We start from the raw sequence: 20,741 nt of genomic DNA, 5'->3' as shown, positions 1-20,741 counted from the left end.
TAATCCGATACCGCCGCACGCAGACGGGCAGAATCTTACTTTTATACGCAGAACCCCTTTCGCCATGTCCCGACCCGCTCCCGCCCGCTCCGTCAACGGCTTGCTCCTGCTGATGATCCTGCTCGTGCTCGTGCTGGTGGCCGTGCTCTTTGTGTGCCGGCAGCGGCAGCAGCGCAGCGGTCCGCCGCCGGTGGCCGTTACGGGGCTGGAGATCCCGGCCCGGCGCAACAGCGATACGCCCGTGCCGCACGAGGGCTACGCCCTCGGCTACCGCAGCGACGCCCGCCAGGCCGCCTGGGTGGCCTACCTGCTCACGGCGCAGGAGGTGGCGGCCGCCCATGAGCCACGGACCAACAACTTCCGCCCCGACCCCGCCGTGCCCGGCGGCACCGCCGACAACAGCGACTACGAAGGCTCGGGCTACGACCGTGGCCACCTCGCCTCCGCCGAAGACCTTTCCTACAGCCGCCGCTCGATGAGCCAGTCGTTTTATTACAGCAACATGAGCCCGCAGGTGCCGGCCTTTAACCGCGGCGTATGGCGCCGCCTCGAAGAGCTCGTGCGCTTTTGGGCCACCGCCTACGACAGCATCTACATCGTGAGCGGCCCGGTGCTGGAGCCCGGCCTCCCCGTGATCGGTCCGCACCACGTGGCCGTGCCCCGGTATTACTACAAAGCCGTACTCCGCTACGGCCACAACGGCACCGAAGGCATCGCCTTCCTGCTCCGCAACGAACCCTCCGCGGCTACGCTCAAAAGCTTCGCCGTCCCCATCGACTCGGTGGAAAGTGTCACCGGCCTCGATCTTTTCCCGCAACTGCCGGATGAAACGGAAATACGGGTGGAAGGGAAGGTCAGAGAGAAGGAGTGGCGGTGGACGCGGAAGAACCCGAAAGATTTCTGAGGAGCACACTGCAGGCAACGCGCATGTCTCGGGCATACACAATGCGCATACGCGCTTGAGATCCCGTTCGCAAGCGAACGGAATGACGAGCAAGTGAGAAGGGAAAATAAAGGGCCCCGCAGGCAGCACATCCCACTTCAGGGCAATGCGCTCGCGGGGCCCCACTTTTTCTTCAGACACCCCAAGCGTCATCCCGTTCGCAAGCGAACGGGATCCATTGCCGCTGCAGGCCATAGCCAGGCGGAGGTGCCGGATCTTTACATTTGACCGCCATGTCCCAAACCGTTGCCACCCGACACAAACTCAAACCCCTGCAGCTTGCCGCCGTGATCTTCCTGACGGTATCGGGCGGGCCCTATGGCCTGGAGCCGCTGCTGGGGCAGGCGGGCGAGGGCGCGGCGCTCCTGCTGCTGCTTATCACGCCGATCCTTTGGGACGTGCCGACGATCCTGACGGTGCTGGAGCTGAACAGCCTCTTTCCCGAGAACGGCGGCTATTACCAATGGGTGAAGCGCGCCCTCGGCCTGCGCTTCGGCTTTTACGAGGGCTGGTGGAGCTGGCTCTACACCTTCGCCGACCTCGCCATCTACCCCGTGCTGTTCGTGTTTTACCTCGGCTGGTTTTTCCCCGACATCGACCACTACAAGATCCCCATCTGCCTCGCCATCATCTGGCTGTCGGCAGCCATCAACATCCGCGGCATCGTGCCCGTGGGGCGCTTCTCGATCTTTCTCAGCGGCGCCGTGCTGGCCACCTTCTTCGTGCTGTTCGGCTACGCCCTCTACCGCAGCGGCGGCCACCTGCACGTGCCGGAGCCAACGCTGCGACATACGCCTTTCACCGCGCTGGGCCTCGGCCTCTATACCATCATGTGGAACTTCATCGGCTGGGACAATGTGACCACCTATGCCGACGAAGTGCGGCGCCCCGTGAAGGCCTACCTCGTGTCCATCGCCATCGCCTTCGTGGCCGTGGTGGCCATCTACGCCATCGCGGTGCTCATTGCGCTCAACGCCGGCATGAACGGCGCGGAACTCGAGGCGAAGGGCTTTCCCGCACTCGGCGAGCTGGTGGGCGGGCGTTGGCTCGGCAACCTCATCGCCGCCGGCGGCCTCGCCTCCACGATGGGCCTGTATTCGGCGGTGCTGCTGTCGGTGTCGCGCATCCCGAAGGCCATGGCGGCCGATGGCCTGCTGCCCGCAAAGCTGCACGAGCTGCACCCGCGCTGGGAGTCGCCCTGGTTGTCGGTGCTGTGCTGCTCGCTGGTGGTGAGCGGGATGATCTTCTGGGATTTCGGCGAGCTGATCGTGATCGACATCACCCTCTATGGCGCGGCCCTGCTGCTCGAATACGTGACGCTCATTTACTTCCGGGTAAAGATGCCTCACCTGCCGCGCCCCTTCCGCATCCCGCTCCGGGGGGCGGGGCTGATCGCCATGGCGCTGCTGCCCTTTACCGTATATGCCGTAGCGCTCACGGCCGCCTTCCGCGACGAGGGCGGCTCGCTGAAGCCGCTGCTCTTTGCCTTCATCGCCCTCGCATCGGCGGAGGTAATGTACCAGGTGGTGAAGCATACAATAGGAAAAAAGCACGCAGCCCGGGAGCAGCTCCGGAAGCAGGTGGAAAGCCTGGGGCATTCTGAACCCGACGAGTAACGATCGGCGGCCGCAAGCGGCCTTGTGCGCAACGACACTACGGCGCAACGACGCAACGTCAGCTGGGTACTTTTCCAATCAGGAAACCGCCTTTTGCTGCACCGGTTGGGTACATACCAGATCTGGGGAGCCGGCTCGAAGCCAACTACAAACTACAAACCCCAAACTACAAACTTCCTCCCGATGGTACTTTTACGGCGATGAAGACCTGGGCCCAACACCTGTATCATTTTTACACCCACTTCGATCCGCCGCGGGCGTTGCCGAACGGGGTGGCGTGGCTCTTTCCGCAGGAGCGGCCCGAGGTGCGCAACGTGGTGAAGGCCTTTCTCGACAAATACTACAACGACCGCCACGAGCGGCGCCTGCTGCTGGGCATCAATCCCGGCCGCTTCGGCGCGGGCGTGACGGGCGTCAACTTCACCGCCGCGCGGCAGCTCACCGACGCGCTCGGCATCGCCCATCCTTTCAAAATGCAGTCGGAGCTTTCGGCGGAATTCATTTATGAAATGATCGCCGCCTATGGCGGACCGGAAGCCTTTTACGGCCGCCACTTTATCGGGTCGGTATGCCCGTTGGGCTTCGTGCAGGGGGGCAAGAACATCAACTACTACGACGACAAAGACCTGCTGGCCGCCGTGGAGCCTTTTATCATCGGGAGCATCGAAGAACAGCTGCGCCTCCCGGTAGACCGCACCGTCTGCGCCGTCATTGGCGGGGAAAAGAATTTCAAATACCTGCAAAAGCTCAATGCGCGCTTCGGCTGGTTCGAACAGCTGGTGCCCGTGCCGCACCCGCGCTTTATCATGCAATACAAGCGGAAGGAAAAGGCGCGGTTTATTGACCAGTACCTGGAGGTGCTGGCGCGGTAGGGGCCTTCGCACGCGAGGGTTTCACGCAAAGACGCAAAGGCGCTGGCGGTCTTCCCGCTTCAACGCCCGCTTTCCTCCTTGGGGGCAGCGATCCCGCGGCCGCGCTTTGCCGCTCCCGCCAGAACGCCTAGTTTTGGTTCCGTTACAATCATCGTCTATGAAGTTTTAATGCAGGGCGCCGCCGGCCAAAGCCTTAGGCGCCGGATGGCGCAACGCGCCTACGTCTACCGATCGTTCTCCCCCACCGGCACCGCCGCGGCTGCCGCATTTACCTACCTTAAAACTTCGCTGTCATGACGACGCAAATGGCTCCTCCCGATACTTCCCGCGCCTCCACATTTACCATCATCCGCCGCGCCGTGCTTAAAGGCGAGCAGCAGGATTTTACGCAAGGCAGCCTGCGCCGCGCCGTGGTGCTGCTGGCCATCCCGATGATCATCGAGATGATCATGGAAAGCATCTTCGCCCTCGTGGACCTGTTCTTTGTCAGCAAGCTTGGCAAGCATGCCGTGAGCACCGTGGGTCTTACCGAGTCGGTGCTCACGCTGGTGTATTCGCTGGGCATGGGCGGCTCTATGGCGGCCACCGCGCTGGTGGCGCGCCGCGTGGGTGAAAAAAACCCGAAGGCCGCCGCCAACACCGCCATGCAGGCCATCCTGGCAGGCCTCCTCCTGAGCCTGGTGATGAGCATCACCGGGATCATCTTCGCCCCCGACATCCTGCACCTGCTGAAGGCCGAGCCCGAAACCATCGCTATGGGCACGGCTTACACCCGCACCATGATGGCGAGCAGCACGGCCATCATCCTGCTGTTTCTCATCAACGGCATCTTCCGCGGCGCCGGCGACGCCTCGCTGGCGATGAAAAGCCTCACGCTGGCCAACGTCTGCAACATCATTCTCTGCCCCATCCTCATCCTCGGCTGGGGACCGATCCCGGCGCAGGGCCTCTTCGGGGCGGCGCTGGCGACGACCATCGGGCGCTCCATCGGGGTGTTGTACCAGCTGGCGCACCTCTTTCGCGGCAAGGGTGTGATCCGCCTCAGCAAAGCGGCGGTGGTAGCCGAATGGAGTCTGATCCGCAACCTCCTTTCGGTGGCCTGGCCGGCGGCGCTGCAGTTCCTGATCGGCTCCTGCAGCTGGATCTTCCTGGCGCGCCTCGTGGCCGAAACCGGCGGCAGCACCGCCTCGGCGGGGTATATGACGGCCATCCGGCTGCTGGTGTTTTTCATCCTGCCGGCCTGGGGCATCTCCAATGCTGCGGCGACGCTCGTGGGCCAGAACCTGGGCGCCCAAAACCCGGCCCGCGCCGAGGCGGCGGTATGGAAGACGGTGCAATACAACGCCGTGTTCATGCTCGGCGTGACGCTGCTCTTCGAGCTGGCCGCCCGCCCGCTCATCGGCTTTTTCGCGCAGGACCCTGCCGTGATCGAAGTGGGTGTGCGAGCCCTGCGGATCGTGAGCGCGGCCTACCTCTTCTACGGTGCCGGGATGGTGTTCACCAACGCGCTCAACGGCGCCGGCGACACCCGCACGCCCACCTGGATCAACGTGTTCGGCTTCTGGCTCTTCCAGATCCCGCTGGCCTGGCTGCTGGCTAAGGGCTTCGACCTGGGTCCCACCGGTGTGTTCGTAGCGATACCGGTGTCGGAAACCCTGATCACGCTGGCGAGCTTTTATTTTTTTAAGAAGGGGAAGTGGAAGCAGGTTGTGGTCTAGCCCCCCAAGCGACGGGAGAAAAAGAACGCGGATTTTTATGATGATTAAGACTGGCGCAGATATAAATAGTGTGCGTCAGCAAATCATAATAAATCGTAACCAATCTGCGTGTGCCGCTTGCGGCGCCTGCGTTCGTTCTCTACCCCGGCATTAGATTTTTATACGTGCCGGGACCATGACCACCCCAAACGCACCGCTCGACACCAATCTCATCCGGCAGATCGCCTTTATCCTGCTCATCCTGTTTCTCGGGATCGTGCTGGCGCGCGAGCTCTGGTTCTTTTTCCCGGCCCTGCTGGGGGCTATTACGTTTTATGTGCTGATGCGGGGCCGGATGTTTTTCCTGGTGGAAAAGCGGGGCTGGAAGCCCGCACGGGCGGCCTGGGTGCTGATGCTGCTTTCGTTTTTCGTGATCCTGGTGCCTATCGGCATTCTCGGCAACATTCTTTACGCCAAGGTTTCGTACCTAGTTACGCACAGCTCCGAGCTCATGGCCACCCTGAAGGTCACCGCGGCGCGGATCAGCAAGCAGATCGGCTACGACCTCGTCAAATCCGACGCCATCAACCAGATCGGCCCCTGGCTGACGCGCCTCCTCCCCAAGCTCCTCGGCATCACCGCCGACACGCTGGCGCTTACGTCCACCCTCTACTTTATTCTCTATTATATGCTCCTCTACGGGCGGCAGATGGAGGAATCGCTTTATGAATACATCCCGCTCAAAGACGGCAACGTGGAGCTGCTGGGCAAGGAGCTGCGCACGATGGTGGTGGCCAATACCATCGGGATCCCGCTCATTGCTTTTATCCAGGGCCTGGTAGGCCTGGTGGGCTACCTCATCATCGGCATCGATGAGCCCTGGCTCTGGTTTGCCGCCACCTGCATCACGGCGATGCTGCCCGTAGTGGGCTCGGCCGTGGTTTATGTGCCGCTGGCGGTGATGCTGTTTGCCAAGGGCGACACCGGCAAGGGGATCGCCATGGCGGTGTGGGGCCTGCTGTTCATCGGGCTGGTGGACAACGTGGTGCGCCTGTTCCTGAACAAGAAGCTGGGCGATATCCACCCGTTGATCACCATCTTCGGGGTCATCGTGGGGGTGTCCCTGTTCGGGTTTATTGGCCTCATATTTGGCCCCCTGCTCATCAGTATGTTCATTGTATTGTTGAGGATCTACGGCAACGAATTTCTGCTCAAGCGCCGCGAAATGCGGGCAATCCGATAAAAAATTTGCTACGGCCGGGCATGCCATTTTTGGAACAGGAACGATTGTTTTTCAGCACTTTAACTTGGATGTTAAGTCCCAGCTAATCCTCCCGGATTGTTTCCGCAAGCCACCCGGGCATACTATATTTGCTGTCCCAACGTTCCTAACCACGAAAAACCCGTCCTGGAAAACCCATGAAAAAAACCATCCTCCCCATCATCCTGTGCCTCGCCGTGTCGCTGGGCCTCCTGCCGATCCTGAAAGCTGGTAACCGCAACGGCGCTACGGTAGCGGCAGCCATTTCGACTGCCCTCCCGGCCGATTCGAGCGCGGCTGTAGTGGATGCCGGCCTCGCCGCCAGCGCGCGCCTCTACCGCCAGTTTGGTCTCGAAGCCATGGGTCTGTCGGAGTCGGCGTTCCAATACGCGTACAAAGGCTTCCAGCAGCTGGTGAACAACGGCACGCTCAATGAGCAGGTGCTGACGATCGTCGACTTTTCGCAGCCTTCTTCCCAGAAGCGCATGTATATCCTGGATATGGCCACCGGCGAGGTGCTTTTCAACACCTACGTAGCCCACGGCCGCAATTCGGGTCTTAACTACGCCGAGAAGTTTTCCAACAACAACGAATCGCTGCAGAGCAGCCTCGGCTTTTATGTAACGAAAGGCACCTACATCGGCAAGCACGGCCTGTCGCTGCGCCTCAGCGGCCTGGAAGACGGCTGGAACAGCAATGCCGAAGCCCGCGCCGTAGTGATGCATGGCGCCGAGTACATTGGCTCGGGCCGCGCCGACGCCGCCTACATGGGCCGCAGCTGGGGCTGCCCCGCCGTTCCGCAGGCACAAGCCTCCAAGGTGATCAACCTGATCAAAGACGGCACCGCTCTCTTCGTGTACCATCCCACCCAGAAGTACCTGGAGAGCTCCAAGATCATCAACGGGTAAGAGGAGTAATCAGTAATGAGTAAAGCTTTATAGAAAAGCCCCCGACTTGTGTCGGGGGCTTTTGTTTTAGATAGGATCCGGCGGGCGGATGCCCGTCATTGCGAGGCTCCTGTTCTTTCCAACAACTTATTTTTTTCACTGCCCTCCGGCACCCGTGGTCCCCGCCGGCACCGGCGCTTCGAGCAGCTTCATCAGCTCGTCGAGGCGTGGGGCGAGGATGATCTCCGTGCGGCGGTTGCGGGCGCGGCCCTCGGGCGTGCTGTTACTTTCCACCGGCTCGTAATAGCTGCGGCCCGAAGCGGTGAGGCGCGTCGGCTGCACCTTGTAGGTGTCGGCGAGTACGCGCACGATGGCCGTGGCGCGGGCCGTGCTGAGCGCCCAGTTGTCCTCGTAGCGACCGCGGATGGGAATGGAGTCGGTATGTCCTTCGATAAGCACGGCAATGTCGGGGTTCACGTTGAGCGCCTGGGCGAGCTTGCCGAGGGCTTCCTTACCGCGGGGATTCACCTCGGCCGAGCCGGAAGGAAAGAGCAGGCTTTCCTGTAGGCTCACGTATACCTTGCCGTTGCGCACCGATACCGTCAGCTCTTCGGGCTTGAAGTTAACGAGCGCATTACTCATCTTCTGGCGCAGCCTTTCCACGGCCTGGCGCTGCTGGTCGAGCAGCTGTTGCATGCGCTGCAAGCGGGCACGCTCCTCGGCGAGCTGCTGCTGCGTCATGTTGGCACGGCGGCCCTGCTCGGCGGCATTCTGCCCGGCGGCATCTGCCTGCCCGATGAGGCGGCTGTTCTCGTTCTGGATCTCGGTGATGCGCGTATTGGCCGTTGCCAGCTGGCCCGTAAGACCCGTTACCTGGGCCGTGAGGTCGTTGACGTTCGACGTCAGGCGCGCATTCGACTCGGTAAGGCTTTGCTCGCGCGCCAGGGCGTCCTTGTACTTGCGCGACGACACGCAGGACCCCAGCGTAACCAGGGCCGCTATGCCGATCGCGGTAAGCTTGCTATTCATGATCTTTGTGTTTTCCTGACCTACAAAAAAACAATGCCCCGCTCCCGGGCTTTCCTTTTATTCATGCACCTGAATTTTGAATTTAAAGCGCGCTGCGCCCACCCCGACGAACTCGAAGCGAAACTACAGTCCAGAAGCCCGCGCTTTGTGGGTGAAGACGCCCAGACCGACACTTACTTCCACGTTCCCAATGGCCGGATGAAGCTGCGCGAGGGCAACATCGAGAACGCGCTCATCCACTACGTGCGCCACAATACCGCCGGCGCCAAGCAGAGTGACGTCATCCTGTATACCCACGAGCCCGACGCGCGCCTCAAAGCGGCGCTCACGGCGGCCCTCGGTGTAAAGGTGGTGGTTGACAAGCGCCGCCGCATCTACTTCGTCGACAACGTGAAGCTTCACTTCGACCGCGTGGCCGGCCTCGGCACCTTCGTGGAAGTGGAAGCCATCGACCTCGACGGCTCCATCGGCGTCGAAAAGCTGCAGGAGCAATGCCGCGAATACGCGGCTTTCTTCGGCATCCAGGACAGCGACTATATGTCGGAGTCGTACAGCGACCTTTTGATGCAGAAGCAGAAGTAAAGAAGGTTCGGAAACGCCGGCTCCCGGCGCAAGCGCCGGGGATCTCCCCTTTGCCCCCTTCTTTCCCCATCGATAGCCGGGCTTAGGAGGCCCTAAAAAACCGGGCGCCTTGCTGCTGAACGACTTCGAAAAAGACGTTTTTATGGCATGTGTTTTTTACCCCCCTTCAAAAAGCCCGATATGAAACAAGTTGCCCCCATCAACTTCCGGCCGCTGCGCAACGGCAAAACTTATCCCGGCGATACGCACCCGGCTCCCCGGGCTTTGGCGCCGGCAGACGATGACGACGATCTCGACGAAGACGACGACGAAAGCGATGACCTCATCCTCGGTGATGAAGACGAGCTCGACGACGCCGACCTCGAAGAAGTGGCCGACGTGGAGATCGACGACGACATCGATGAAGACCTCGACGACGACGACCTCCTGCTGGATGCCAACGACGACGAAGACGAGGATGAAGACGACCTTTGATCGCTAAAACCGCACCCACACCTGTGTACCCGTTTTTTCTTCCCGACCCTGTTGAACGCCGGCTTTTGCCGGCGTTTGTTTATTGGTTGATTGGTTGATTGGTAACAGCAACCTGCCAACGTTGGCCGTCTTTGCGAAGCGGATCGCGAAAACCCTCCCGTCCCCTCCAGAATCTTTTTAAACCGCATCGGCTGACCCCGGCGCTGTCAAACTGACCTGCAAAAAAGCGGAGCCCGTCCGCCGCTTTGACACCCCGGGCCGGATGAGCGCCCACCCGTGCTTGTAACTCCCGCCTGAGGTGCCGATAGGGAGCCTTTTTGGCGCCGTTTGGTGAAGCCTTTGCTAAAGAATCGGGCCGCAAGGCCATCTGGATTCAGCTTTGCAGTTAGGCGTGGACTGCGGAAAAAACTGCAGTTTCCTGCTCATGAAACGTTTGCTCTTCAAGCCCCGGAAAACGCAGGTTACCCAAGTAGAGCGGCCCTTGCCCTCACTGGCCGCCTGTATTGTCATGGACCTGCTGGGCATGGCCTCCTTTGGCATCCCTGTTCTTGGTGAGGTGGTAGACCTCATCTGGGCGCCGATCTCGGCTTCCATCTATTACCGGATGTTCGGCGGTAAGATCGGCATCCTGGGGGGCGCCTTCGCCTTCCTGGAAGAATTGCTGCCCGGTACCGACTTCATCCCGACGTTTACGATCAGCTGGTTCATCCAGTATGCGCGGCGCCGCAAAGCGCAGGTGTCCTACTACCCGGTTCGCTGATCCGCTCGATAAGCTTCCAGTCTTTATCAAAGACCAGAAAATTCGCTGCCGTTCCCGGCCCGATCGTTCCGAAGGCGCTCCAGCCAAAGACGCGGGCCGGGATCGTGCTGCACATACGTACCACCTCTGTTGCCGCAATGCCCACCTTTCGATAGAGGTTCTGAAACGCGTCGTTCATCGTGATGGCCGATCCGCTCAGGGTGCCTTCGCTGGTAAAATAGCCCTCCGCTGCATAACGGTGCCGGTAGAGGCCGCTACCGGATTCCGTCACCGCATCCGTGATGGCGAACAGGCGTCCGCCCATTGCCCGCTGCGCGATCTGCAGCGCGGCAAAATCCACGTGGTGCCCGTCGGGAATGATCGAGGCACAAACACCAGGGTGCAGCAAGCTCGCGCCCAGCAGCCCCGGCGCGCGGTGGTGCAGGGGGCTCATCGCATTATAGAGGTGTGTTACGGTACTGAACCCGGAATCAAACGCGCGCATCGACTGTGCGAAGCTGCCGTCGCTGTGGCCGGCGGAAAGGACGATGCCCGCATCGAGCAGCAGGCGCAGCACGTCGTCGCCGCACTGTTCGGGCGCCAGCGTGATGGTGCGGATGATTCCTTTACCGTAGGCCAGCAGCTCCGATGCCTCTTCGACAGTTGGCGGGTGAATGAAGGCAACCGGGTGTGCGCCGCGGCGCGCCGGGCTGATCCAGGGCCCTTCGAGGTGCAGGCCGCCGATCCCCTCGCCGCCTTCCTTCCAATAATTGCGCACGGCATCGATGCAGGCGCGCATCACTTCCGGGCTGTTGGTGGCCACGGTGGGCTGCACCAGCGCCGCGCCGCCCTGCCAGGAATGGTCGGCCAGCACGCGGAGCGACTCGCTGTCCGGGTACGCCGAAAACAAGCGCCCACCGGCGCCGTATACCTGCGCATCCACAAAGGCGGGCACGAGGACACACTCCCCGAAATGCCGGTGACCGGGTCCTTCCGCGAAAGTCGCCTTCGGCACCAAACCCGTCACCGCTCCCTCCCGCGTTTCGATCGCACCCGTGCGCCAGTCCGACCCATCGAATATCCGTGCTGCCGTGTAATACATCGCTTAAAGATAAAAGCGGTAGATCAGTTGACCGGTTGATCCATTAACCGGTTAATGGATTCTTTAATCCGCCGTATTGGTCATGATCGTTTGCATGCCGCTGAAGATGGCCTGCCACACGAGTCCGAAAAAGGTTTGCGTCATCAGGCGGCTGCGCTCTACGTTGCGGGCCACCGCCTCGTGCCCGTCGGGGGCCGGGTTGTCGTGCAGCAGCGTGTACTTGTTCACCAGCTTCGTCAGCAGCTTTTTTGTTTTGAGCAGGCCTGTCTCCTTGTCTTCCTTTTGCAGGATGAGGTAGAGGTTGCGGTAGCGCATGCCCACTTCGCCGCGGGCGGTGTATTCGTTGCCTTCGAGGCGGAAGCGCAGCTCCTGCAGGTCGAGCGACTGAAGGCGGATGCCGGCCAGCGGCTCGGCAAGCCCGTTGAGTTGCGAGGCCCGCACGTTGCGGATGTTGCCTTCCACGGCAAAGCGTCCTTCGGGAGCGGCGAGGAAAAAGGTAAAGCCCACATCCAGGGGCGAGCCGCCGAGGATGTTGCCCGTAGCCCGCACGCGGCAGGTGCTGTCGCGAAGGATGTCGGCAGGTATGTTGGTGAGGTTGGCCGCCACGATGTTGAGGCGACCGAGCGAAAGCGTTCCTTCTTCACCGCTCTTCTCCGAGCGTTCGGTATAGGATACAGAAGCGCCGCGCAGCGCCATGCCTTTTATGCGCACGTCGGTGCTGGCGTTTACCAGCAGCTGTTGCGGGTAGCGGCCCATTTTTCCCTCGAGGGTGGGCGGCAGCGTCTTATCTGTATAAATACGGATCGACGGCGTATCGATCAGCAGGCTGTCGGCTACGATGGCGTTGTTGCGCACGAATTCCTCCACGCGGAATTGCGTCAGGTCGAGGCGGGCGAACTCGATGGTGGTCATCTGCTGCTGCTTGTCGGTAGCGCTGTAAAAGCTTTCCTTGTCTTTCCGGGTGGGCTGCAGCTTGAAGTCGGTAATGCTCAGCAGGCGTTCTTCGGAGTTGTAGTCGATGGTGCGGGCCTTGAGCTTGGTGGCCGAGTCGGCCGAGCGGTATTTGAGGTCGAAAAAGTGGAGGCGCACGTAACGGCAAAAGCCGATGCGCTCGGGGTCAGCGGCGGCGGCGCTGTCGATGCGGATGTCGCGGATGAGGGCGGTGCAGGTGTCGAACTTCAGTTGGACGTCGCCGGTGTCGTCGGCATGGCGGTAGGCGAAGCGCACGCCGTCGAGCTGCAGCTTTTTCAGCACGATCGTGTTGATGTTGGGGCGGATCATTTTCCAGAGCGGCGGCCGGTCCCAGTTTTTGCGTTCCTCGCGCCCATTGCGCCATACCTCGATGCGGGCGTCCTGCGTCAACAGCTCGCCGATGCTCACGTTGCGCGCCAGCAGCAGGTTGAACACGTCTACGCCGCGCAGGTGCGCGTGGGGCATGTCTACCTGCAGCGTCAGCGGCGGCAGCCGCTTTTCGGCCAGTAGTTGCCGGTAGCGGTTGCTGTCCACCGCCACGTGCAGCCCGTTGATCTCCACGTGCCCCCCGAAGAGGGAGGCTTCGAGCTTATCCAGCCGCCAGGTGTAGAGGCTGTCGGATCCCTGGACGATGAGGACGCCGATGCGTTTTCGGAGAATGGGCTCCACGTAGCGCTCGGCGGCAACCGCAAAGGCCAGTAGCAGGAGCGCAAATGCGGAGAGGCCGCCGAGGAGCCAGCGTTTACGTTTGGAAAGGCGCATAAGGGCAACCGCTAAAAAGATCGTTCCCAGGTCCATCCCGACCTCCCCCCGGGCCCTCTCCGGGTGGAGAGGGGTGCCCCGCGGGATAGTTCTTTTTTTCGTGGCTGTTTTCGAATGGAAGAGGCGTGATGAAAACAAACGCGTAACAAGCAGAAACACGCTGTAAACTGACAAAAGCGCCGTGTAAATCTGCCATAGCAGCAGGTAAGATGTCGTAATCAGCCCGTAAAGGGATTTTTCCGACATGTAAAGGGACTGAATCAGTCGGTAACAGCATTGTTGCACTATGTCAATTGTCCCAATCAGCCCGTAACAGTATTTTTCCGACCTGTCAACTAACAAAAGCAGTCGGTAAGGTGACAGAAGCGCCGGGTAAGAGGCTGTTTCGGTGCCGTACCTTACCCGTAACCCCGCTCCGGTGCAGAGCGGGGATTTGTAATTACGATGTACGCCTATCGTACATCGACCAACAATAGGAACTCCTCCACAGAGGCACCCCGCTCCACCCGGAGAGGGGCCGGGGTAAAGGTCGGGTGAGGTCATCCCAGCACAAACCGGTAGCCGATTCCCTTGATCGTGATGATCTCGATGCCCGGGTCGAGTTTGAGGTAATTGCGCAGCTTGGTGATGTACACGTCGAGGTTGCGGCTGTTGAAGAAGGAATCGGAGCCCCAGAGCAGGTTGAGGATATCGCGGCGCTCCACCACGTCGTTGCGGTTCTGGTACAGCAGGCGCAGCAGCTCACTCTCGCGGTACGACAGCTTGCGCGTTTCCTGCGGATGGACGAGCGTTTGTCGCTTGGCGTTAAACACGTAGGCAGCGAGCTTCACGTCGTCCTGCTCAACGGCGGCCAGCGGGTGCCGCAGCACGTTTTCGATGCGTACGATGAGCTCTTCCATCGAAAAGGGCTTACGGATGTAGTCGTTGCCCCCGATCTTAAATCCATTGACCACGTCGGTGGCTTCGCTCTTGGCACTGAGAAAGATGATGGGCACTTCGGTGTTGCGGTCGCGGATGCCATCGGCGATGTCGAAGCCGTCTTTGTTGGGCAGCATCACGTCGAGCAGGCACACGTCGGGCTGCGTTTCGTCGAAGCGCTGCAGCGCCTGCCCGCCATCGCTTTCCAGCACTACTTCAAAGCCGCGCCCCTGGAGGGTTTCGCTTACGATCTTGGCCAGGAAAATCTCGTCTTCCACGTAGAGGATCTTCGGTGTCTTCATGCTGGGTTTTTAGGGAGGGTAATGATAAAGCGGCTGCCGCTGGGGCCGTTGGGCTCCACGCGAATCGTACCCTTGTGTCGGTCTACCACGTGCGACACGTAGCTGAGGCCGAGGCCGTAGCCTTTGGCATTGTGAATGTTGCCGGTGGGCACGCGGAAGAATTTTTCGAAAATGCGTCCCCGGTATTCCTCCGGCACGCCGATGCCGTTGTCGGTGACGCTGAGCTGCACCTTGTTGCCGGCCTCGCGTAGTGCAATGAGGATATTGGGCGTGCCATCGCTGTATTTGAGGGCATTGTCTACCAGGTTGAACAGCACGCTCACGAGGTTGAGGCGGTCGCCCTGCAGACGCGTGTCGCCCACCGCTTCCACGTTCACCGTAGCATGACGGCGCTCGAACTGGAGCCGCATCGAGTCGGTCACTTCCTGCACGAGGGCCTGCAGGTCGAGGTCTTCATACTTGAGCTCTATGGAGCGCTTCTCGAACATCGACAGCTTCAGTACTTTGTCTACCAGCAGCGACAGGCGCTGCAGCTCGTTGGCGGAAATATCGAGGTACTCTTTTGACTTCGACGGGTCCATGGAGGCATTGAAGCTGCGCAGCGCCTCGATGGCCACGCTGACGGTGGCGATGGGCGTTTTAAGCTCGTGGGTAATGTTGGAAATGAATTCATTCTTGATGTCGGCGAGGCGGCGCTGGCGGGCCAGGTTGCGGTACAGCACCCAGAAGGAAAGGGCGCAGAACAGTACGAGGAATACCGACAGGATGATGGCGCCGGAGATCTTTTGCAGCAGGTAGGGCAGCGTGTGGCCGAGCTCGAGCTGGTAGGTCACGGGGTTGCGCAGGCCCACCGTAACGCGGTTGGGCAGCGTGTCGCGGGCGCTGGGCGGAATGCGGGTAACGGTGAAGGGCACCGATAGGTTCTGCTGGCGCATGCGGCGGCCAAAGAGGCTGTCCACCTCGCGCAGGCGGATCGAGTCGCCGGGCGCCTCGGTATCGAACATCACCTGGAACAGGCGGTCGCGCTCACGAAAGCGGCGGCGGCGCTCCTGATCGAGGCTGTCGGAGCGGGGCCGTTCGTCGGGGAGCACCAGGGCGCGGCCGATGCGCGAGGAGTCGGCGAAGCGCTCGTGCACGAGGCGCTCGTTGAGCATCTGCACCATCCCCACGAAATTGGAGTCGGTGCTGAGGGCTAACCCGTGGGGGCCGGCATAGGAGCGTACGACCACCTTGTTGCCATGACCTGCGGCACTGTCCGGCCCCGAGCGGTCCACGCGGTCGAGGCGGATCTTGGAAGCCTGCAGCTGGCGCACGCTTTCGCGGAAGATGAAGTTGCTGCCGCGGGTGAGCGAGCGGCTCTCGCGCTGAAAAGCCTCGCTCAGCCAGTAATACTGGAAGGCGGCGATTCCCGCGATCGCCAGGAGCATCAGCAGGGGCATCCAACGCGTATTTTGAAAAAGACGCTGCATGGTAACAAATGTAGCTTCCAGAGTGGTGCCGCGCTTTGTTTACTTAACCTTATTTAACGTAGTTCCAATGCTCGTTAACAGCATTGCGAAGACGGGTCGTTTTATATTTGACGAAAGTTTTCGTATTACTAACGAGGCGCCGCCTCTGAAAAAAACCAAAAACCGGACGTATGAAAAAACTGTTTTTACCCTGGTGCCTGCTTCTTGCCGGCTGGGCGCAGGCCCAGCAGCAGGGCGCAAAGTCGGAAGTGCCCGCCCGGCGCGAAGGCACGGTAACGTATGAGCGCGTGTCGCAGATGCGCCGCCCCGCCAATCTCCCCGACGAGGTAGCGGCCCGCTTCCCGAAAGAGCGCACCGACGTGTTCGAGCTGCTGTTCAACGGCGACCAGTCGCTGTGGCGCTCCGCTCCAACCGCCGACGGCGGCGACCAGTCGGTCAGCACCGGCAACGGCAACTTCTTCGTGCGCCAGGGCCCGAATAACGAAGAAGCTTATTTCAATTTCAGCAAAGGCCAGCGCATCGACCGGCGCGAGCTGTTCGACAACGAATTCATCGTCATGGATACCATCGCCCGCCTGGCCTGGAAGCTCGGCGACGAAACGAAGGTGCTGCTTGGGCACACGGTGCGCAAGGCCACCGCACAGCGTATCGGCCAGCGCATGTCAATCTCCATGGAGAACGGCCAGATGAAGCGCACGCCCGTTACCGACACCTCGTCGATCGTGGCCTGGTACACGACCGACATCCCTGTAAGTGTCGGTCCGGAAGACTTCCAGGGACAGCTCCCGGGCCTCGTACTCGAAGTGGACGTAAACAGTGGCCGCCGGGTATACCGCGCCGTGGAGATCAGTCCGAAAGTGGCCGGCACGATCAAGGAGCCCAAGGGCGGCAAGCGCGTGACGCCCGCCGAGTTCCGGAAGGAATCCGATCGGCTGATGGAAGAAATGCGCGCCAATTTGCCCCCGGGCGCCAACATACGCATCCAACAGTAAGGATTTCAGATCTCGGATTTCAGATTTATGAAAAAGCCGCTCCCGTGGGAGCGGCTTTTTCATGACGCCATCGAATCAAAAATTTGAAATCCGAAATCTGAGATCAATCGGAGCTGGCCATCTCGTCGTCCTCGCGTTCTTTTTCGAACACCGAGAGGCTCACCTTCCATTCATTGTCTTCGAGCTGCAGCTGCACGCGCACGCGGAGCTTCTGGAGCTTTTCGGGCGGGCGGGCTACCGACAGGTCGCTGGTGGCGAAGGAGCGGCCCTCGTCGGGGGCGTCGTAGCGGCCTTCGAGGGTATATTGGTCTACCACGTAGCGAACGTTCATGCCTTTGAGCTGGCCGAAGGCCCACTTGTATTTTTTAGCCGCGGCGTCGAAATCCTCGGTGCGCAGCAGCACGGTCTGCCAGCTGAAGATGGCCTTTCCGCCGCTGCTGTATTCGGTGATGCTGCTCTCCGTGGCGCCTTCGGGCTTCACGCTCGACGCATATTCAACCGACTGGGGGCTGCGGTCGATGGTGCGGCCGCGCAGGGCCGAAAAATCGTGGGGGAAATCGGCTACCACCTTCTGGATATCGGCGCGGAACACAGAATTGCCGGGGATGTTGGGCTGGGCATGGGTGGTCAGGGCGAACAGGCTGGCACCCAACAGGGTGCGCAGGGAACGGTACTTCATAAGCAGGGATATTTCCACCAAAGTACAGCCGAAATTCACATTTTTTCCGTTTTTATCCACAAAACTTCCGTATCTTCCGAATCTTACAGTTTTCACCTTAAATCGTCCTACATGAAAAACAAGCAGATTGCCGACGTGCGTACGGAGATCAGGGTTTACGAAGCGCATTATAAACCTTCCCTCAACGTATTTCTTACGCTGCGCTCTATTATGGGCGTGTTGCTTTTCGGACAAACGACGGTAGCGCCCTCGCTCCGCCGCCGCAAGTAAGCCAGCGTATAACGATTGCCAAAGAATTAAGGGCCGCTCTTCCGAGCGGCCCTTTTGTTTATTGGTCTATTGGTTTAGCGGTAACGCCGGTTCTTCGGCGGCGTTACTTCCGACTTCCCACTTCCGACTTCCGACTTTACATCCCGATCCGCATGTTGTTCATGCTGCGCTGCATCGGTCGGGGCATGCTGAACATGTTCTTGCCCGCCATCTTATTGAGGTTGTAGGTGAGCGACAGCATGAAGAAGCGGCGCAGCACGTTGGTCTGCACGTCTTCCACGTAGTTGGCGCCGGTGTTGCGCGTGATGCTCTGGTTCTGATTCAGGATGTCGTTGACCGAGAAGCGGATCTCGGCCTGCTTGCTCTTGAGGAACTGCTTGGCCACCGATGCATTCCACATCGGGATGCTCTGGTTGTAGCCTGCGGCACGGCCGCTGTTTACATAGTAATCAAAGTCCGTGGCCACGATGAAGTTCTTCTTGAACGTGTAGCTGAAATCGAAGGAATATGTTTGCGTGAAGTAGTCGTTGTTCAGCGCGGGATTGCTTTCATAAGACACCTTGTTGTAGGCCAGCGCGCCGGTGAGACCGAAGTCGAGCTTGTCTTTGTAGTTGTAGTTGAAGCCCAGGCTCTGGTTGGCCATCAGCGTATGGTTGAAGTTGCGCACCTTGTACAGCAGGCTTACGTCGCGGTTGTACATTCCCATCGTGTTGAAGTTCAGGTTGAGGCCTTTGATCTTCTTCAGCGGCGCGCCGTATACGAAGAACAGCATGGCGTTGTAGGCGCCGCTGATGTTCACCGGGCGGATCAGCTGACGGGGCACGAGGTCGGCGGGGTTGATCTTCAGGCTGTCGATGCTGTTCACGATCTTGTTGCTCGTCTGCGTGACGCTCAGGTTCACCGAGTAGTATTTGAAGGACGTGAACTGGAACATGTTGTAGTTCAAGTTGAACGTATTCACAAACTCCTGGCCCAGCGACGGGTTGCCCGTGGTCACCTGCAGTGGGTTGCTGTAATCGGGCGCGTCCTGCAGCTGCGAGATGCCCGGCTGGTTGGTGCGGCCGCGGTAGTTGAAGCGCAGGTTTTTGTTGCGCGAAAAATTGTACTGGAAGTTGGCCGTCGGAAACAGGTTGGTGTACGACTGGCGATAGGTCGTGTCTTTATTTCCCTGCGCTTTGTAGCTGTGCGTACTCAGCTCGCTGAGCTGCACGCCCACACCTACCTGGAAGTTGTATTTGCGCTGCTGCACGCGGAAGTTGGCGCCGGCGCGGTTAGCCACGAAGGTGTTGGAGAAAGCATTCGTTTGCGGCGCGCTCACGATGTCGTGCTTGCCGGTGCCGGGGTTGAACAGCCAGGTCTGGCGGTCCGACTCGGAGTAATTGCGCGTATAGGCGTAGTTCAGCTCGAGGATCTTGTTGCGGCTGAGGGGCTCGGTGTACGAAGCGCTCGCCGTGTTGTTGAAGGAGCGCGTCTTCTGCGACGATTGCTGGTCCTGCACGATGGCGAAGGGCGCGAGGCCGTCGCGGTAATACGTGGTGGGTGCGTAGATGGAGCCGTTGCCGTCGCTTTTGTTGATGCTGCTGTTGAGGCCCACGGTGAGGGTGCGTCCGGCGCGGCGCGTTTTGTGGCGCCACAACAGGTTCTGGTTGATGTTCTGCCCGTCGCGTTCGCTGCTGTTGACGTTTTGCGCGGACAGTGTCGGCTTCAGCGGGCCGCCGTTCACGATGGCGTTTTGCACCGACGTATCGGAGGCATCGGTGGTGGAATGCTGCAGCGTAAAGCCCGGTGTGTAAAGCAGGCTGTTCATTGAATCGATGCGCCACTCGACGCGGAAGTTGAAGCGCAGGTTGCTGTTCTGGCGCAGCGACTGCGAGCGCGTGTCGGTGAAGTTGGTGGAGTCGATGCCGGGGAAGGGCTTGTCTTCGCGGTGCGTGAGGGTATAGCCGTTGTTGCGGGTATTGCTCCAGAACAGCGAGCCGTTGGCTTCGATACGGGGGCTCCAGGAGTCGCGGTAGTTGAGGCCGCCCGAAAGCGAGCGGGCGATGCCTGTGGCCGCCGTGCCGCCGCCCATGCCGGGAAGGCCGCGTCCGCTGACGGTCATGCCGCCACTACCCAGGAGACCGCCGTCGCCGCCGCCGCGCATCATGCCGCCGAAACCGCCCATGGCGCTCACGATATCATTGAAGGCAAAGCCCTGCTTGTTGACATTGTTGGCGGCGCCGATCACCGAGATCTGGCGGTTCCCGTTGAAGCGGTTGAAGCTTAACGAAGCGTCGTAGCGGTCGTTGCTGCCGTAGCCGGCCGTGGCCTTGCCAAAGAAGCCGTGTTTCTTGTCTTTTTTCAGCTTGATGTTGATGGCCTTGGCGCGGCTACCGTCGTCGATCTTGTTGAACTTCGCCTGGTCGCTCATGTCGTCGTATACCTGCACGCTCTCTACCATGTCGGCAGCGAGGTTCTTGGTGGCCAGCTTCGGATCGGTGCCGAAGAACTCCTTGCCGTCCACGTATACTTTCTGCACGTTCTCGCCCTGCGCTTTCACGGTGCCGTCTTTTTCCACCTGCACGCCGGGGAGCTTTTTGAGCAGGTCTTCCACGTTGGCGTTGGGCTTCGTTTTGAAGGCGCCGGCGTTGTATTCCACCGTGTCGCCCTTGATGCGGATCGGGGCTACGTCTTTTACCACCACCTCGTCGAGGGTCTTGTACTGCGTGGTCATCTTTACGTCGCCGAGGTCGGCCAGGGGCTGCGCGGCGGAAAGGGTGAAAGACTGCTTCAGGGTGGAGAAACCCTGGTACGAAACGAGGAGGTAGTAGCTGCCGAACGACAGGTTCTTGATCTCGAAAAAGCCCGTGTTGGAGGTGAGGTTGAACGACACCAGCGTGGAATCGGAGGCTTGCATCACCGATACGGTGGCTTCATCAAGTGCGGTGCGGGTGGCGGCGGTGCCATCGAGCAGGAAACCTTTTACGGTTCCGTTCTTCTGGGCGTAGGCGGCCACAGAAACGAGGAGCATCAGAATGGATAAGAACTTCTTCATGCGTCAGTCCGGTTTTTGGTTCTACGAAGTTATTCGCACGTTTGATCGGTACGTGTTAAATAAGGTTAAGGCGCGGATGAATGGTAGGAACGCCGGGATTGGAGCGACGAAAGCGGTGCCGGGAGGCCTCCTGCAGGGGTG

General features: G+C 60.2%; 18 protein-coding genes. 11 read left to right on the top strand and 7 right to left on the bottom strand.

Features of this window, described 5'->3' with window-relative positions; translation table 11 throughout:
- The first annotated feature begins 64 nt into the window (after window positions 1–64).
- The 6 genes from E0486_RS09510 (at window position 65) to E0486_RS09485 (ending at window position 7,297) form a co-directional block, all read left to right on the top strand.
- Entirely contained in the window at window positions 65–904 is an 840-nt protein-coding gene (locus tag E0486_RS09510; RefSeq protein ID WP_131851930.1) for a DNA/RNA non-specific endonuclease, read from the top strand.
- A gap of 272 nt (window positions 905–1,176) precedes the next feature.
- A complete protein-coding gene (locus E0486_RS09505; RefSeq protein ID WP_131851929.1) occupies window positions 1,177–2,559 on the top strand; it encodes an APC family permease in 1,383 nt (460 codons plus the stop codon).
- Window positions 2,560–2,759: 200 nt separating this feature from the next.
- Window positions 2,760–3,431, top strand: coding sequence for a uracil-DNA glycosylase family protein (locus tag E0486_RS09500; protein ID WP_131851928.1), 672 nt, complete (start codon window positions 2,760–2,762; stop codon window positions 3,429–3,431).
- A gap of 293 nt (window positions 3,432–3,724) precedes the next feature.
- Window positions 3,725–5,149, top strand: coding sequence for an MATE family efflux transporter (locus E0486_RS09495; protein ID WP_207906234.1), 1,425 nt, complete (start codon window positions 3,725–3,727; stop codon window positions 5,147–5,149).
- 175 nt (window positions 5,150–5,324) lie between these two features.
- Window positions 5,325–6,371 (top strand): AI-2E family transporter, encoded by a 1,047-nt coding sequence (locus E0486_RS09490; RefSeq protein ID WP_131851927.1) that lies wholly within the window; start codon window positions 5,325–5,327, stop codon window positions 6,369–6,371.
- Between the two features lie 176 nt (window positions 6,372–6,547).
- Entirely contained in the window at window positions 6,548–7,297 is a 750-nt protein-coding gene (locus tag E0486_RS09485) for a murein L,D-transpeptidase catalytic domain family protein (protein ID WP_207906233.1), read from the top strand.
- 135 nt (window positions 7,298–7,432) lie between these two features.
- On the opposite strand, the gene E0486_RS09480 is transcribed toward E0486_RS09485, so the two are convergent.
- Complete coding sequence (locus E0486_RS09480) at window positions 7,433–8,305, bottom strand: OmpA/MotB family protein (RefSeq protein WP_131851926.1); 873 nt, start codon at window positions 8,303–8,305, stop codon at window positions 7,433–7,435.
- Window positions 8,306–8,368: 63 nt separating this feature from the next.
- Between E0486_RS09480 and E0486_RS09475 the strand changes: the two genes are divergently transcribed.
- The 3 genes from E0486_RS09475 to E0486_RS09465 all read left to right on the top strand — a co-directional run bounded on the left by E0486_RS09475 (window position 8,369) and on the right by E0486_RS09465 (window position 10,121).
- Window positions 8,369–8,887 (top strand): class IV adenylate cyclase, encoded by a 519-nt coding sequence (locus E0486_RS09475; RefSeq protein WP_131851925.1) that lies wholly within the window; start codon window positions 8,369–8,371, stop codon window positions 8,885–8,887.
- Between the two features lie 180 nt (window positions 8,888–9,067).
- Complete coding sequence (locus E0486_RS19070; protein WP_207906232.1) at window positions 9,068–9,361, top strand: hypothetical protein; 294 nt, start codon at window positions 9,068–9,070, stop codon at window positions 9,359–9,361.
- Window positions 9,362–9,785: 424 nt separating this feature from the next.
- Window positions 9,786–10,121 carry a hypothetical protein gene (locus E0486_RS09465; protein WP_207906231.1) on the top strand — a complete coding sequence of 112 codons (336 nt, stop codon included), beginning with the start codon at window positions 9,786–9,788 and terminating at the stop codon, window positions 10,119–10,121.
- Here the strand turns inward: E0486_RS09465 and nagA are convergent.
- The 4 genes from nagA to E0486_RS09445 form a co-directional block, all read right to left on the bottom strand.
- Window positions 10,066–11,202: an N-acetylglucosamine-6-phosphate deacetylase gene (gene nagA, locus E0486_RS09460; RefSeq protein WP_131851924.1), complete on the bottom strand. Its 1,137-nt coding sequence runs from the start codon at window positions 11,200–11,202 to the stop codon at window positions 10,066–10,068. The two genes, E0486_RS09465 and nagA, sit on opposite strands and share 56 nt — an antisense overlap.
- Window positions 11,203–11,265: 63 nt before the next feature.
- Complete coding sequence (locus E0486_RS09455) at window positions 11,266–12,936, bottom strand: hypothetical protein (RefSeq protein ID WP_131851923.1); 1,671 nt, start codon at window positions 12,934–12,936, stop codon at window positions 11,266–11,268.
- A 539-nt stretch (window positions 12,937–13,475) separates the two neighbouring features.
- Window positions 13,476–14,156, bottom strand: a complete 681-nt coding sequence (locus E0486_RS09450; protein ID WP_131851922.1) for a response regulator transcription factor — start codon at window positions 14,154–14,156, stop codon at window positions 13,476–13,478.
- Window positions 14,153–15,625: a sensor histidine kinase gene (locus E0486_RS09445; protein ID WP_131851921.1), complete on the bottom strand. Its 1,473-nt coding sequence runs from the start codon at window positions 15,623–15,625 to the stop codon at window positions 14,153–14,155. Before E0486_RS09445 ends, E0486_RS09450 begins: the two co-directional genes overlap by 4 nt.
- A gap of 170 nt (window positions 15,626–15,795) precedes the next feature.
- Here E0486_RS09445 and E0486_RS09440 point away from each other — a divergent pair, with 170 nt between their 5' ends.
- A complete protein-coding gene (locus E0486_RS09440; protein WP_131851920.1) occupies window positions 15,796–16,617 on the top strand; it encodes a GLPGLI family protein in 822 nt (273 codons plus the stop codon).
- Window positions 16,618–16,720: 103 nt separating this feature from the next.
- On the opposite strand, the gene E0486_RS09435 is transcribed toward E0486_RS09440, so the two are convergent.
- Window positions 16,721–17,296 (bottom strand): hypothetical protein, encoded by a 576-nt coding sequence (locus tag E0486_RS09435; RefSeq protein ID WP_131851919.1) that lies wholly within the window; start codon window positions 17,294–17,296, stop codon window positions 16,721–16,723.
- A 111-nt stretch (window positions 17,297–17,407) separates the two neighbouring features.
- Here E0486_RS09435 and E0486_RS18830 point away from each other — a divergent pair, with 111 nt between their 5' ends.
- Window positions 17,408–17,566, top strand: coding sequence for a hypothetical protein (locus E0486_RS18830; RefSeq protein WP_165917265.1), 159 nt, complete (start codon window positions 17,408–17,410; stop codon window positions 17,564–17,566).
- A 136-nt stretch (window positions 17,567–17,702) separates the two neighbouring features.
- On the opposite strand, the gene E0486_RS09430 is transcribed toward E0486_RS18830, so the two are convergent.
- Window positions 17,703–20,600: an outer membrane beta-barrel family protein gene (locus E0486_RS09430; RefSeq protein WP_131851918.1), complete on the bottom strand. Its 2,898-nt coding sequence runs from the start codon at window positions 20,598–20,600 to the stop codon at window positions 17,703–17,705.
- Window positions 20,601–20,741 lie beyond the last annotated feature (141 nt).

This window comes from Flaviaesturariibacter aridisoli (assembly GCF_004343705.1).
Taxonomy (GTDB): Bacteria; Bacteroidota; Bacteroidia; order Chitinophagales; family Chitinophagaceae; genus Flavisolibacter; species Flavisolibacter aridisoli.
Note: the sequence above shows the minus strand (reverse complement) of the source record. Positions and strands in the feature narration are given on the sequence as shown.